The organism is Micromonospora endophytica (genome assembly GCF_003236305.1).
GTDB classification, from domain to species: Bacteria; Actinomycetota; Actinomycetes; order Mycobacteriales; family Micromonosporaceae; genus Micromonospora; species Micromonospora endophytica.
This window is the reverse complement of record NZ_POTX01000172.1, coordinates 1-13,822: the sequence shown is the minus strand read 5'-3', so window position 1 is coordinate 13,822 and position 13,822 is coordinate 1. Positions and strand designations below refer to the sequence as shown.

Here is a 13,822-nt window from a genome sequence, read left to right as displayed (position 1 = left end):
GTGCGGGTTCGTGCGGGCGGTGCGGGTCTGGGCTGGGTGGCCTGAGGGGCCGGTCAGCGGGTGCGGCGGCGGATCAGCAGCGCGATCCCGGCCAGCCCCAGGGTGATCACCACCATCACCGCGACGTTCAGCAGGAGCAGGCGGCGTAGGTCGCCGAAAGCCTCGTTGATATCCCGGGCGGGATTGAGCGCCTCCTCCGGGATGATCCGCTCACCCCCGCCGGTCCCGCCGCTGAGCGCCTCGATCGTGCGCTCCAGCGGCACACCCGCGGTACGCAGCGTCTCGGACATGTTGATCCGGCCGAGGAACCACGCCGCGGTCGTCTTGCGTCCCTCCGGCTGCTTGGCCGGCCGGTGGATCCGTGGCCCGCCCGCCGCCCCCGGATAGAGGTCGTACGTCTGCTTCGGAACGTCACCGGCCAGCACCACGATGGTGTACTTCGGACCGAGAGTGGCCGCCTTCGGCTTGGCCGACTGGCGCACCAATTCCCGGAAGTCGACCTGCTCCAGCAGGGCGCTCACGTGTGCGGGGTGAGAATCGGCCCGCAGCCGCAACGGCTCGGCCAGCCCGTGCCCGGTGATGTCCACCCCGGCCGGTGGCTTCGGCGCCGCCTTCGCCGGCTCGGCGACCGTCAACGACAGCAGCACCGCCGCCACACCACCCAACGCCACCGCGGCCAGTCGCCTCACTCGTCGGACCATGCCGCCTCCTCGCCCCGTTCGATGGTGGCTGTGCTGCACAGGTCACGCGCCAGAGCGGATCGACGGTGGTGACCGTGCCCACAGGACGGGCTCCCACCTGAAAGACTCCGCGGAACGTCGATCGGTTGCAGCTGGTGGAACAGTAATTGGAACTATCTGGGATCGCGACTCGACAGAGAGCGGTCGCGGACCAGCGGGGCGGAGCTTACCCTGCCCTGGCAACGCCGAGGCAAAGGACGGGGAGCCGCTCCACCCCTTGGACATCGCCGTCAGAACAGGCGGACACGGGCGGCACGCAACCGGGTGAGGGTGCGCTCGGCGCCGAGCACCTCCAGCGACTCGAACAGCGGCAGTCCGACGGTGCGTCCGGTCACTGCGACCCGTACCGGCGCCTGCGCCTTGCCGAGTTTGAGGCCGCGTGCCGCGCCGACCGCCTCCAAGGTGGCCTTCAGCGTCGCGGCGTCCCAGGACGGCACCGCCTCGAACGCGGCGATGGCGTCGTCGAGCAGCTCCGCCGAACCCTCCTTCATCGCCTTGGCCCAGGCCGCCTCGTCGATGAGCGGCGAGGCGACGAAGAGGAAGTCGACATTCGGCACGATCTCGCTGAGCACCGCGATCCGGGTCTGGGCCAGCGGCGCCACCGCGGCGAAGGCGTCCGCGTCGAACTCCTCCGGCTGCCACGGCGGCGGCGCGATCGTGCCGGTGCCGGTGAGCCACGGCTGGCAGGCCGCGATGAACTCCTCGACCGGCAGCGCCCGGATGTACTCGCCGTTGAACGCGCGCAGCTTCTTCTCGTCGAAGAACGCCGGTGACGGGTTGACCTCGTCCAGCCGGAACTCGTCCTCGATCACCGACCAGGGCACGATCTCGCGGTCACCCGACGGCGCCCAGCCGAGCAGCATCAGGTAGTTGCGCATCGCGTCGGCGAGGTAGCCCTCGTCCCGGTACGCCTCCAGGGCGACCTTGTCGCGCCGCTTGGAGAGCTTCTGCCGCTTCTCGTTGACCACCACCGGCACGTGCGCCCAGATCGGCGGCTTCACCCCGAGGGCGTCCCAGAGCAGCTGCTGCTTCGGGGTGTTGGGCAGGTGCTCCTCGGCCCGGATCACGTGGGTGATCCCCATCGTCATGTCGTCCACGACGTTGGCCAGCAGGAAGACCGGCGAGCCGTCACCGCGGGCGATGACGAAGTCCTCGATGAGCTTGTTCTCGAAGGTCGGCTCGCCCCGGATCAGGTCGGTGACCACCGTCGTGCCCTCGTCCGGGGTGCGGAACCGCAACGCGCGCCCCTCGCCCGGCGGCAACCCCCGGTCGCGGCAGTACCCGTCGTAGCCGGTGTACTGGTTACCGGTGCGGGCCTGGACCGCCTCCCGGGTGCAGTCGCAGTAGTACGCCCGGCCCGACTCGTACAGCCGGCCGGCGGCGGCGCGATGCTCGTCGGCGTACGAGGACTGGAAGTACGGGCCTTCGTAGCTGCCCCGCTCGATGCCGATCCAGTCCAGCGCCGACAGGATGCCCTCGGTCCACTCCGGCTTGTTGCGCGCGGCGTCGGTGTCCTCGATGCGTAGCACGAACACCCCGCCCTGCTGCCTGGCGTAGATCCAGTTCTGCAACGCCGAGCGGGCGCCACCGACGTGGAACATACCGGTGGGGGAGGGGGCGAAGCGCACACGTACCGTCACGCCCCCCAGCCTACAGATGCAAGGAGGGGCCCCCTGTTATCGCCTGGTGTTGTACAGGGGACCCCTCCTAACATCACTCACGGTACGGAGCGGATTTTCAGCACCAGCACGCTGCCGAGCAGGGTCACCGCGGCAGTGGTCGCGTACAGCGTCGGGTAACCGCCCAGGTACACCACGATCGGGGCGGAGATGGCCGGGCCGAGCACCTGGGGCGCGGAGTTGGCGATGTTGATCACTCCGAGGTCCTTGGCCCGGTCGGTGGCCCTCGGCAACACCTGGGTGATCAGGGCGGCGTCCACCGACAGGTACACCCCGTAGCCGGCGCCGAGCAGCAGCGCGGCGACCACCGCCACCGGCCAGGTGGGTGCGATGGCGAGCAGCAGCGCCGCCAGCGCGATCACCACCCCGGAGGCGATCACGTACACCTTCCGCTTGCCGGACCGGTCCGACAGCCGGCCGGCGACCACCGTGGTCGCCATCAGCCCGGCGGTGTAGACCAGGATCAGCACGAGCAGCCCACCTTCGGGGTCGGCCACCCGGACCTCGTCGGTGAGGAAGTAGAGCAGATAGAGGGTGCCCAGGGCGTTGCCGAGCTGGACCAGGAAGCGGGTGATCCAGGCCCAGCCGAAGTCGGGGTGCTGCCGCGGCGACACCCACATCGTGCGGACCAGGCCGCGCAGCGCCGGCTGGTGCGTACGCGGCAGCGGGTCGTCCGTCGTACGCAGGGCGAACGGCACCGCCAGCAGCAGGATGGCCACGGCGATGGCCAGGTAGCCGGCGGCGGTGCCGGTGAACACGGCGGTGACCAGGACGACCCCGAGCACCAGCCCGAGCGCCTGCGGGATGCCCACCCAGCCGGAGACGCCGCCGCGCTGCACCACCGGCACCCGATCCGGTACGGCGGCGGTCAGGCTGGCCAGCATCGCGTTCAGGCAGACCTGCGCGGCGACCCAGCCGACCACCACCGCGAGCACGGTCTGCGCCTGGGCGAGCAGCATCAGGGCCAACGCGGCCAGCAGCGCCCCGCCGAGGGTCCAGACGTGCCGGCGACCGAACTCACGCCGGCCGATGCGCAGGCAGGTGCGGTCGGACAACGCCCCAGCGAGGGGGTTGGCGATCACCGCTGCCAGCGCGCCGATCCCGGTGACCACCGCCAGCATGGTCTCCTTGTTCGCCGGCGCGATCTGCCCGAGCTGCTGGGGCAGCAGCACCTGGATCGGGGTGAAGAACGCCATCCAGACGCCGAGGTTCGCGGCGAACAGCAGCGCGATCCATCCGCGCCGCACCGGCACCGTCGGCTCGGCCAGCGCCGCCGGCAGCGAGGCCGGCGTCGGGTCGACGGTGGTCACCGCAGCGGATCCGGTCCGGCTGTCGCGATCATCTCGCGCAGCCAGGCGTACGACGACTTGGGCGTACGCCGCCCGGTGGGGAAGTCGACGTGCACCAGGCCGAAGCGCTTGGTGAAGCCCTCGGCCCACTCCCAGTTGTCCAGCAGCGACCAGACGAAGTAGCCGGTCACGTCGACACCGTCGGCGATGGCGGCGTGCACCGCCCGCAGGTGGCCGTCCAGGTAGGCGATCCGGTCCGGGTCGCTCACCCGGCCCTGCGCGTCGGGCTCGTCGTCGTAGGCGCAGCCGCTCTCGGTGATCTGGATGGGCGGCAGGTCGGGACCGTACCGGTCGCGCAGCCAGCCGAGCAGTTCGCGCAGCCCGTCCGGGGCCACCGGCCAGTCGAAGGCGGTACGCGGGTAACCCTCCAATGGCACCAGCGCGAACGGCAGCGGTGAGTCCGCCTCGGGTGCGCGTACCCCGGTCGGGTTGTAGTAGTTGACCCCCAGCACGTCGAGCGGGGCGGCGATCACGTCGAGATCGCCGTCGCGCACCACGTCCTGGTCGAAGCCCAGCTCCGGATAGCCCCGGCCGAGCAGCGGGTCGGTGAAGAGGCGGTTGTGCAGCGCCTCGTAGGCCGCCGCCGCCGCGTGGTCGGCCGGGCTGTCGCCCATCGGTCGTACCGGCGAGTAGTTGTTGGCGATGGCGACCGGGCTGCCGCTGCGGGCGCGCAGCGCGCCGACCGCGAGGCCGTGGCCGAGGAGCTGGTGGTGGGCGACCGGGAAGGAGTCGAAGAGCAGGGTACGGCCCGGCGCGTGCTCGCCCGTGCCGTAACCGAGGCTCATGTGGATGAACGGCTCGTTGAGGGTGATCCAGAGCTTCACCCGGTCGCCGAGGTGGGCGGCGACCAGGTCGGCGTACTCGGCGAAGCGGTATGCGGTGTCCCGGTTCAGCCAGCCGCCGGCGTCCTCGATCGGCTGCGGAAGATCCCAGTGGAAGAGCGTGGCGACCGGGTCGATGCCGTTGGCGAGCAAACCGTCGACAAGACGGTCGTAGAAGTCCAACCCGCTGGCGTTGACCGCGCCGGCGCCGGTGGGCAGCACCCGGGGCCAGGACACCGAGAACCGGTACGCGGTGACCCCCAGCCCGGCCATCAGGGCGGTGTCCTCGGCGTACCGGTGGTAGTGGTCGCAGGCCACGGCGCCGCTGCTGCCGTCGGCGATCCGGCCCGGCGTGGCGGCGAAGGTGTCCCAGATGGACGGCCCGCGCCCGTCGGTGTCGGCGGCACCCTCGATCTGGTAGGCCGACGTGGAGACGCCCCAGCGGAATCCGGTGGGGAACTCGGGCATCGGTGCGTGCGGCATACGCCCTCCCAGCGAAACGCGAAATGTGTTCGGAACTCTAGGGGGCGTCCGGCCTCCGGTCTATAGGCCGATCGATGGCCGGAATCAATAGCTTTCGGCGTGTCTTTGGCAAACCCGTCCATATACGTCCGTTTTTGCGCATAGAGTGCCGATATCGTGGGATGTCCGCACCGGAGGAAGACGGAAATGATCCTCGTGGAACGCAGCGCGCACGTGGCGGCGCCGATGGAAGTGGTCTGGGACGTGGTGCAGCGGGCCGAGCAGTTGCCGGCCTGGCTCGCCGGAGTCCGCGCGGCCGAGGTGCTCTCGGGAGAGGGCTTCGGTCGGCGGCAACTGGTCCAGGCCGGACGCGGCGCCGCACATGAGGCCGAGGTGATCGCCTATCAGGAGCCGACCCTGATCGGCTGGCGCGAACGCGCCAAGGGCGCCGGTGCCCGAGCGGAGGCGCGCACCGAGATCTACGTCCAGCTCACCCCGGACGAAGCGGAGAGCGGGACGGTCGTACGGCTCATCGTCGTCCGCTGGCCGGCCGGCCCGGTCAAGGCCGCTCTGCTCCGCCTCGGCCTGCGTCGGGTCGGCGCCGACCTGGAGGACTCGCTGGCCCGACTCACCGACCTGGCCGCCGTCGGCTGACGGGTCGCGTCCCGGCGTCACCCGCGAACGGTGGCGGCCCGAGTGCCCCTACCAGGTGCACCCGGGCCGCCACCACTGTCCGCATCGGCCGTCGACGATCACACGACCACGGTGAACTCCGCGACGCGTACCTCGTCGAGATGCCGGAACTCGAAGAACAGGCGGTAGGTCCCGGCCGACGGCACGGTGACGCCGAACGCCACCACCGAGCTGGGTTGGCTGGCAGCGGCCGGGTGCACGTGCAGGTACGCCAGGTCGCCCTGCCGCAACGCGACCAGGTGCCCGTACGCGCCGAGGTGCCGTTGCAGGTCGTTCACCGGTTGACCGTCTCGACCGAGCCATACCAGCACCTGGTTGGACTCGCCCGCGCGCAGCCCACCGTCGAGGGTGATGGTGTAGCCGTCGACCAGGACGGTCTCCTCGGGCGGCGCCAGCGGCTCGGCCGCGTACCGGCCCGGGACCGGCACGTCCACCCCGAGGGTGACCCCGGCCGGTGCGCCCAGCGGCCAGAAGTCGGCGATCGCCCGCAGCGGGCCCGGCGCAGCCGGGGTGACCGTGACGCGCCAGGTGCCGTCGGGCGACATCTGCGGGTGCACGTGTTGATAGCCGGCGAGGTCGCGGCCGACCAGGATCAGGTGCATCCGCCGCTCGTGGTTCTCCGCGAACGCGGTGAGCGTGGCACCGGTCGGGTCGGTGATCCGGAAGGCCAGTTCGCCAGGCTCGCCCGCGGCCAGCTTCGGCGTGTCCAACGCCAACGACCAGCCCGCGCGGGCCACCTCCAGCCCACCCGGCCCGTGGTTCGCGTGCGCGCCGGCTCCGGAGGGCACCGGTCGCGCCGGAGCGGCGGCGGTGGTACCCGTCCGGCCCGCGAAGAAGCCGACCGCCAGGGTCAGGGCGAGCACCAGCGCCGTGGCGGCGTACCGCGCTCCCCGGCCGGACGACGCTGCCGGGATGATCGGATCGTCGGGTGCGGGGCGCCCCGGTTCGGGCGCCCCGTCGACCGGGCCGGCGGACACTGCCGCCGGCCACTGCCTGGTGGAGGTCACGACAATCGGGGCCGCAGCACGAACAGTCCCTGTTCGATGCCGCTGACCACGACGATGCCGCTCGGATAGTACGGGTAGGTGCTCCACGCCCCGTTCATCGAGGCGCTGTTGCTCGACGGGTAGATGTCGAAGAAGCCCGCCTCGGTGGCCTGGCCGCCGGCCACGTTGCCCAGGTCCAGGATGCGCAGCCCGGCCCGGTAGTTGGCCTGGTAGCTGTACCTGCCCTTGACGTACTGGTTGTGGTCGGTGGCGGCCACCCCGCTGGGGGCGCTGTAGGTGCCGATGTGCCGGGGCGCGTCCAGGTCGGCCAGATCCCAGATGTACGTCTGGGTGTTGACCCCGCGCCGGGACTCGTCCAACTCGTCGTCGAGCAGGAAGTACCGCTGGTCCTCGGTGAACCAGCCCTGGTGGGTGTACGCCCGCCCGGTGTAACCGATGCGGCTCAGTTGCCGGGGTGCGGACTTGCTCGTCACGTCGACCACGGTCACCGTGTCCTCGTTCGAGCTGACACAGATCTCGCGCCCGCTGTACGCGGTGTCGGGGCCCTGGTAGACCACGCACTGGGTGTCGTGGGTGTAGCCGTCGTTGCTGACGCAGCCCGCGCTCGCCGGGGACTTCGGGGTCCGGATGTCGATCATGTGGAGGCCGCCGCTGCACGTGTTCGTGCCCACCGCGTACGCGTAGCCGGTCTGTTCGTTGATCGCGATGTTGTGCGCGTTGCCGAACTGGTTGTACTGGGCGTTTGTCGTCCAGGTCTGCGGTGCGGTGACGCCGCGCAGCCGGGTCAGGTCGAACACCTGCATGCCATGGCCCGAGACGTCCGCCACCACGTACGCGTGGTCCCGGTAGACCTTGATGTCCCGCCAGACCGCGGTGCGGTTCTGGTATGCGGGCAGGTTGCCCAGGTAGACCGGGGCGGTCGGGTTGGAGACGTCGACGAAGGATGTGCCGTTGCGGCGACCGACGAGCGCGTACTCCTTGCCGGTCTGCGGGTCGGTCCAGCCCCAGATGTCGTTGGCCTGGCTGCCGCCGATGTCGGCCAGCGGCATGAACGACAGCAGGTCCACGTTGCGGCACGGGTAGCCCGCCGCCTGGCCGTTCGTGCAGGTGGCCGCGGCTGCGGCGACCATCTGCTGAGTGGGTTCGCGCTGAGCCATGAACTCCTGCGCCGAGGCTCGCCCGGCCGGGGTGGCGGGATCGTGCGCCACGGACGGCGATCCCGGCCCGAGCGTCGACACCGCCAGGGCGCCGACGGCCAGGGTGAGGCAGATCCGGACGATTCGCATGTGCGCTCCCTCCCGTCGCGCGCCGGTGCGCGCGACTATCGATCATTCTGGATGCGCTCTTGTTACGGCAGAAAGCCGTCGTCGATATCGAACGTGTCATATCGGCGGCATGCGAAAGGGCCCGGCGTGGCAGAGCACCACGCCGGGCCCACGGGCCCGAACTCCGCCCCGGTCTGCCCGAGGCTGTCGACCGAGCGCCTAGCTGTCGCCGCCGGTCTCGCCGACGGGGGCGGCGTTGACGTCGTCGATGGCGTACTTCTTGGCCGCCTCGGCCGGTACGTGCGCCGGTACCGCCCCGCGCAGCGCGAGCTGCCGCAGCGTGGCCACCGCGACCGACTCGGCGTCGACGTGGAAGTGCCGACGCAGCGCGTGCCGGGTGTCGGACAGGCCGAAGCCGTCGGTGCCCAGCGAGGTCCAGTCACCGGGCACCCAGCGGGAGATCAGGTCCGGCACCGCCCGCATCCAGTCGCTGACCGCGACCTTCGGCCCCTCGGCGTCGGCCAGCTTCTGCTGGATGTACGGCACCCGCTGCTCCGCGCCGGGGTGGAGGAGGTTGTACTCCTCGCACTGCACCGCGTCCCGGCGCAGCTCGGTCCAGGAGGTCACCGACCAGACGTCGGCGGCCACCCCCCAGTCCTGGGCGAGCAGCTGCTGCGCCTTGAGCGCCCACTGCATGCCGGTGCCGGAGGCGAGCAGGTTCGCCCGGGGGGCGTCGCCCTCCACCGCCGGAGCGGGGGAGTAGCGGTAGATGCCCTTGACGATGCCCTCGGCGTCCACGCCCTCCGGCTCGACCGGCTGGTGGATCGGCTCGTTGTAGACGGTGAGGTAGTAGAAGACGTTCTCCTGCTCCTCGCCGTACATCCGGTGCAGGCCGTTCTCCAGGATGTGCGCGATCTCGAACGCGAACGCCGGATCGTACGCGACGACCGCCGGGTTGGTGGCGGCGAGCAGCAGGGAGTGGCCGTCCTCGTGCTGGAGGCCCTCGCCGTTGAGCGTGGTGCGACCGGCGGTGGCGCCGAGCACGAAGCCGCGCGCCATCTGGTCGGCCGCCGCCCAGAAGCCGTCACCGGTGCGCTGGAACCCGAACATCGAGTAGAAGATGTACATCGGGATCATCGGCTCGTCGTGGGTGGCGTACGACGAGCCGGCGGCGGTGAACGAGGCGACCGAACCGGCCTCGTTGATCCCCTCGTGCAGGATCTGCCCGGTGGTCGACTCCTTGTACGACAGGAACAGCTCCCGGTCGACGGAGGTGTACCGCTGGCCGTGCGGCGAGTAGATCTTGGCGGTCGGGAAGATCGAGTCCAGGCCGAAGGTGCGCGCCTCGTCCGGGATGATCGGCACCCAGCGCTTGCCGAACTCCTTGTCCTTCATCAGGTCCTTGAGCAGCCGGACGAAGGCCATCGTGGTGGCCACCTTCTGCTTGCCGGAACCGCGTTTGATGTCGGCGAAGCGGTCGCTGCCCGGGATGGCCAGCGACTTCGCGCTGGTACGCCGGGTCGGCAGGTAACCGCCGAGCTGCTGGCGCCGCTCGTGCAGGTACTGCATCTCCTCGGACTTCTCGCCCGGGTGGTAGTACGGCGGCAGGTACGGGTTCTCCTCCAGCGCCGAGTCCGGGATGTCCAGGTAGAGCCGGTCGCGGAAGGTCTTCAGGTCCTCCAGCGTCAGCTTCTTCATCTGGTGCGTGGCGTTGCGGCCCTCGAAGTGCGAGCCGAGCGTCCAGCCCTTGATGGTCTTGGCCAGGATCACCGTCGGCTGACCGGTGTGCTCGGTCGCCGCCTTGTAGGCCGCGTAGAGCTTGCGGTAGTCGTGCCCGCCGCGCTTGAGGTTCCAGATCTCGTCGTCGGTGAGCCCCTCGACCATCTTGCGGGTCCGCGCGTCGCGGCCGAAGAAGTGCTCCCGGACGTACGCCCCGGACTCCGCCTTGTAGGTCTGGTAGTCGCCGTCGGGGGTGGTGTTCATCAGGTTGACCAGCGCGCCGTCGGTGTCGGCGGCGAGCAGCGGATCCCACTCCCGGCCCCAGACCACCTTGATCACGTTCCAGCCGGCGCCCCGGAAGAACGCCTCCAGCTCCTGCATCACCTTGCCGTTGCCGCGCACCGGCCCGTCGAGCCGCTGGAGGTTGCAGTTGATCACGAAGGTGAGGTTGTCCAGCTCCTCGCGGGCGGCCACCCCGATCGCGCCGAGCGACTCCACCTCGTCCATCTCGCCGTCCCCGAGGAACGCCCATACGTGCTGGTCGGAGGTGTCCTTGATGCCCCGGTGCTGGAGGTAACGGTTGAACCGGGCCTGGTAGATCGCGTTCAGCGGGCCCAGCCCCATGGAGACCGTGGGGAACTCCCAGAAGTCCGGCATCAGCCGCGGGTGCGGGTACGACGGCAGCCCGCCGCCGGGGTGCGACAGCTCCTGCCGGAAGCCGTCGAGCTGGCTCTCGCTGAGCCGGCCCTCGAGGAACGCCCGCGCGTACATGCCGGGGGAGGCGTGGCCCTGGTAGAAGATCTGGTCCCCGCCGCCCGGGTGGTTCTTGCCCCGGAAGAAGTGGTTGAAGCCCACCTCGTAGAGCGACGCGGAGCTGGCGAAGGTGGAGATGTGCCCACCGACGCCGATCTCCGGGCGCTGCGCCCGGTGCACCAGCATTGCCGCGTTCCACCGCATGTACGCCCGGATCCGCCGCTCGACATGCTCGTCGCCGGGGAACCACGGTTCACGCTCCGGCGCAATGGTGTTGATGTAGTCGGTGGTGGTCAGCGACGGCACCCCGACCTGGCGCTCACGGGCGCGCTCCAGCAGACGTAGCATCACGTAGCGCGCCCGCTTGGTGCCACGCTCGTCGATGACACCGTCGAGCGACTCGACCCATTCGCTGGTTTCGTCTGGGTCGATGTCCGGAAGCTGGCTCGGCAGGCCGGCCGTGATCACCGGGCGCTTGCGTTCCGTAGCCACAGGCGTTCCCTCGGTTGTGTGTGGGATAGGTCTCTAGCGCCCATCCTGCCCCGTCATGGCACTCGTCGTCACCTCCACCCGTCCCAACCGCGACGCTCGACACACGTACCCGCCAGTAACTATCTTGGTTGCCCGCCGGATGCCGGCGGGATATCGCCCGCGGACCGCTCCGGCGAGCGAGATCCCGCCAAGCTGGGGCAGGATGTGCGGTATGCGAAGTGAGGTGATCACCGTCCGGACCGGTTCCCGGCCGACGGTCCGGGACATCACCGCCGAGGCGGAGCAGTTCGTCTCCGGCCAGGGCGACGGACTGCTGCACGTGTTCGTGCCGCACGCCACCGCCGGGGTGGCCATCATCGAGACCGGCGCCGGCTCGGACGACGACCTGCTCACCGCGCTGGACGGCGTGCTGCCCACCGACGACAGATGGCGACACCGGCACGGCTCACCGGGACACGGCCGCGATCACGTGCTGCCCGCTTTCGTCGCCCCGTACGCGACCCTCCCGGTCCTCGGCGGCCGGCTCGCCCTCGGCACCTGGCAGTCCGTCTGCCTGGTCGACACCAACGGCGACAACCCCACCCGCCAGGTCCGCCTCTCCTTCCTCCCCGGCTGACCGTCAGGGCTGACCGTCAGGGGCGGCGGGTCTCGGCCTCCACCGTCTGCTGGTCGACGTCGGCGGGCGAGGTGCTGGTGCGGCCGGCGGAAAGCGGGTTGTCCCTGGTCAGGTGAAGGCCGGGAAGGCGGTCCTCGATGACGAACCGGGCCCGGGTGTGCGCCTCGGCGTCCGGCCGGCTCACGAACGGCAGCACGTCGAAGTCGGCGGCCAACTGCTTCGGCGTGATCGTGGTGCGGACGTATCCGCGCAGGTTGTTGTGGAAACGCAGGTGCGGGTTCCAGGGCAACCACGGGTGCGAGCCGGTGGCCGAGTCGGCGCCGTCCCCGCCGGAGGTGATCGAGGAGCAGACCAGCTCGCTGCCGACCGTGCGCGCGGTGGGATCGGCGTAGTCCAGCTTGAGGTCGCTGGCCCAGTGCGCGTGCACGTCCCCGGTGAGCACCACGGGATTGCGGACCCCGGCGGCCAGCCAGCCACGGGTGATCCGGTCGCGGGACGCGACGTAGCCGTCCCAGGCGTCCATGCTGGTCACCGTGAGCGGCCCGGCGTCGCGGTCGCGCTGCGCGAAGAAGACCTGCTGGGCGAGGAGGTCCCAGCGGGTTGAGGAGCGCCGGAACCCGTCGAGCAGCCAGGCCTCCTGCTGGGCGCCGAGGATGGACCGGGCCGGGTCGAGCGCCGTCGGGCAGGACTGGTACCCGTCCCCGCACGCCTGGTCGTCGCGGTACTGCCGGGTGTCGAGCAGGTGGACGGTGGTCAACCGACCCCACCGCAGCCGCCGGTAGAGCTGCATACCGGGACCGCGCGGCAGCGAGGTCCGCCGCAGCGGCATGTTCTCGTAGTACGCCTGGAAGGCCGCAGCTCGCCGAGCCGGAAACTCCGGGTCGGGTGCCTCGGGAGTGTCACCGGCCCAGTTGTTCTCCACCTCGTGGTCGTCGAAGACCACCGCCCACGGCGCGACCGCGTGCGCCGCCTGGAGATCCGGATCCGTCTTGTACTGGGCGTGTCGCTGCCGGTAGTTCGCCAGGGTCCGGGTCTCCGGCCCCTCGTGATCACGCGGATTGCCACCCGGCGCGACGTAGCCGCCCTTCGCGTACTCGTACTGGTAGTCGCCCAGGTGCAGGATCAGCTCCGGTTCGGTCTCGGCCAGCCGCCGGTACGCGGTGAAGTAACCGTGCTCGTACTGCGAGCAGGAGACGAAGCCCATGGCCAGCGCGGCGGGCATGCTCCACGGCGACGGTGCGGTGCGGGTCCGGCCCACCGGCGACAGGTGCTGCTGGGCGCGGAACCGGTAGAAGTACTCGCGGCCGGGCAACAGCCCGCCGAGTTCGACATGCACGCTGTGCCCGCTTGTCGGGCGCGCCTCGACCGTCCCCCGGCGTACCACCCGCCGGAAGCGTTCGTCGACGGCGACCTCCCAGTGCACCGGCACGGACCGGGCCGGCATGCCGCCGAGGCCGTCCTCGGCCAGCGGCTGTGGCGCCAGCCGGGTCCAGAGCACGAAACCCTCGTGATCGGGGTCTCCGGAGGCCACCCCGAGCGTGAACGGGTACGGCAACCGGCGCACCGGGCCGGTCGTGGCGGCGGAGGCCGGCAGCGCGGCGGCGGTGGCACCTGCGGCGCCAGCCGCCAGGCCGCTGAGCAGGACGGTACGGCGAGAGAGCGACACGTTGCCTCCCAGGTCGGGTACGTGATCGACCCGACGAGAATCGCCTCCGTCGATGAATGCCGGGTGAAGGAAAGGGCTGCTTCCTGCCGCCCTTTGCCGAACATGGGTCGCTGCGACCTTCGGGTCCGGTGTGCTCCGGTGGGCGAGGTGTGCTCTGGTCGGTAATGCTGTCGACGTGACCACGCCGCAGGATCTCGATGACCGGTTCCGGGAGTCGCTGGCCGCGCTCTCCGAGCCGGGCCACCGCGCCGACTCGACCCAGCCGGTGGCCGAGGGTGCCGCGCTTACCGGTGCCCAACTGTTGGACCTCTTCGACGCCCAGGTCACCAGCCGGCAGCTTGACCTCGCCGGCCGCTGGCTGCGCAGCTTCGGCGAGGGCTACTACACCATCGGCTCCGCCGGCCACGAGGCCAACGCCGCACTGGCGGCGGCCCTGCGTCCCACCGACCCCGCGTTGCTGCACTACCGCTCCGGCGCGTTCTACTGCGTCCGTGCCGCCCAGGCCGCCGGCCTGCGGTTCGGTGCCGAAGACCCGCCCGATCCCGACGAGACCCCCGATC

Annotated in this window: 10 protein-coding genes and 1 pseudogene; 3 read left to right on the top strand and 8 right to left on the bottom strand. The window is 70.7% G+C overall.

Going from position 1 to position 13,822, the window contains the following annotated elements; translation table 11 throughout:
• Positions 1–53 precede the first annotated feature (53 nt).
• The 4 genes from C1I93_RS21605 to C1I93_RS21590 all read right to left on the bottom strand — a co-directional run bounded on the left by C1I93_RS21605 (position 54) and on the right by C1I93_RS21590 (position 5,072).
• Positions 54–701 carry a hypothetical protein gene (locus tag C1I93_RS21605; RefSeq protein WP_111245118.1) on the bottom strand — a complete coding sequence of 216 codons (648 nt, stop codon included), beginning with the start codon at positions 699–701 and terminating at the stop codon, positions 54–56.
• A 269-nt stretch (positions 702–970) separates the two neighbouring features.
• Positions 971–2,380: a glutamate--tRNA ligase gene (gene gltX, locus C1I93_RS21600; RefSeq protein ID WP_111245117.1), complete on the bottom strand. Its 1,410-nt coding sequence runs from the start codon at positions 2,378–2,380 to the stop codon at positions 971–973.
• Between the two features lie 77 nt (positions 2,381–2,457).
• Positions 2,458–3,729 carry an MFS transporter gene (locus C1I93_RS21595; RefSeq protein WP_111245116.1) on the bottom strand — a complete coding sequence of 424 codons (1,272 nt, stop codon included), beginning with the start codon at positions 3,727–3,729 and terminating at the stop codon, positions 2,458–2,460.
• A complete protein-coding gene (locus tag C1I93_RS21590; RefSeq protein ID WP_223256336.1) occupies positions 3,726–5,072 on the bottom strand; it encodes a GH1 family beta-glucosidase in 1,347 nt (448 codons plus the stop codon). Before C1I93_RS21590 ends, C1I93_RS21595 begins: the two co-directional genes overlap by 4 nt.
• A gap of 186 nt (positions 5,073–5,258) precedes the next feature.
• On the opposite strand from C1I93_RS21590, the gene C1I93_RS21585 reads away from it, so the two are divergent.
• A complete protein-coding gene (locus tag C1I93_RS21585; RefSeq protein ID WP_111245115.1) occupies positions 5,259–5,705 on the top strand; it encodes an SRPBCC family protein in 447 nt (148 codons plus the stop codon).
• Positions 5,706–5,803: 98 nt separating this feature from the next.
• Here the strand turns inward: C1I93_RS21585 and C1I93_RS21580 are convergent, their stop codons facing one another.
• From C1I93_RS21580 to aceE, 3 genes are all read right to left on the bottom strand, one after another.
• Positions 5,804–6,751 (bottom strand): DUF8832 domain-containing protein, encoded by a 948-nt coding sequence (locus C1I93_RS21580; RefSeq protein ID WP_111245114.1) that lies wholly within the window; start codon positions 6,749–6,751, stop codon positions 5,804–5,806.
• Positions 6,748–8,037, bottom strand: a complete 1,290-nt coding sequence (locus C1I93_RS21575) for a choice-of-anchor B family protein (protein WP_111245113.1) — start codon at positions 8,035–8,037, stop codon at positions 6,748–6,750. The genes C1I93_RS21580 and C1I93_RS21575 overlap by 4 nt, the downstream gene beginning before the upstream one ends.
• Positions 8,038–8,235: 198 nt before the next feature.
• Entirely contained in the window at positions 8,236–10,980 is a 2,745-nt protein-coding gene (aceE, locus tag C1I93_RS21570) for a pyruvate dehydrogenase (acetyl-transferring), homodimeric type (protein ID WP_111245112.1), read from the bottom strand.
• Between the two features lie 211 nt (positions 10,981–11,191).
• Between aceE and C1I93_RS21565 the strand changes: the two genes are divergently transcribed.
• The gene (locus C1I93_RS21565; protein WP_181445271.1) at positions 11,192–11,596 is read left to right on the top strand and encodes a YjbQ family protein; all 405 of its coding nucleotides are present in this window, start codon (positions 11,192–11,194) and stop codon (positions 11,594–11,596) included.
• A gap of 16 nt (positions 11,597–11,612) precedes the next feature.
• Here the strand turns inward: C1I93_RS21565 and C1I93_RS21560 are convergent, their stop codons facing one another.
• Positions 11,613–13,262 (bottom strand): alkaline phosphatase D family protein, encoded by a 1,650-nt coding sequence (locus C1I93_RS21560; RefSeq protein ID WP_111245110.1) that lies wholly within the window; start codon positions 13,260–13,262, stop codon positions 11,613–11,615.
• A 175-nt stretch (positions 13,263–13,437) separates the two neighbouring features.
• Here C1I93_RS21560 and C1I93_RS21555 point away from each other — a divergent pair.
• Positions 13,438–13,822, top strand: a pseudogene (locus C1I93_RS21555) (transketolase); the annotation flags it as partial.

Excerpts from the sequence above, each read along its gene's own strand:
- C1I93_RS21575 (WP_111245113.1), bottom strand. The coding sequence starts at position 8,037 with ATGCGAATCGTCCGGATCTGCCTCACCCTGGCCGTCGGCGCCCTGGCG.
- C1I93_RS21565 (WP_181445271.1), top strand. The coding sequence starts at position 11,192 with ATGCGAAGTGAGGTGATCACCGTCCGGACCGGTTCCCGGCCGACGGTC.
- C1I93_RS21585 (WP_111245115.1), top strand. The coding sequence starts at position 5,259 with ATGATCCTCGTGGAACGCAGCGCGCACGTGGCGGCGCCGATGGAAGTG.
- C1I93_RS21590 (WP_223256336.1), bottom strand. The coding sequence starts at position 5,072 with ATGCCGCACGCACCGATGCCCGAGTTCCCCACCGGATTCCGCTGGGGC.
- C1I93_RS21605 (WP_111245118.1), bottom strand. The coding sequence starts at position 701 with ATGGTCCGACGAGTGAGGCGACTGGCCGCGGTGGCGTTGGGTGGTGTG.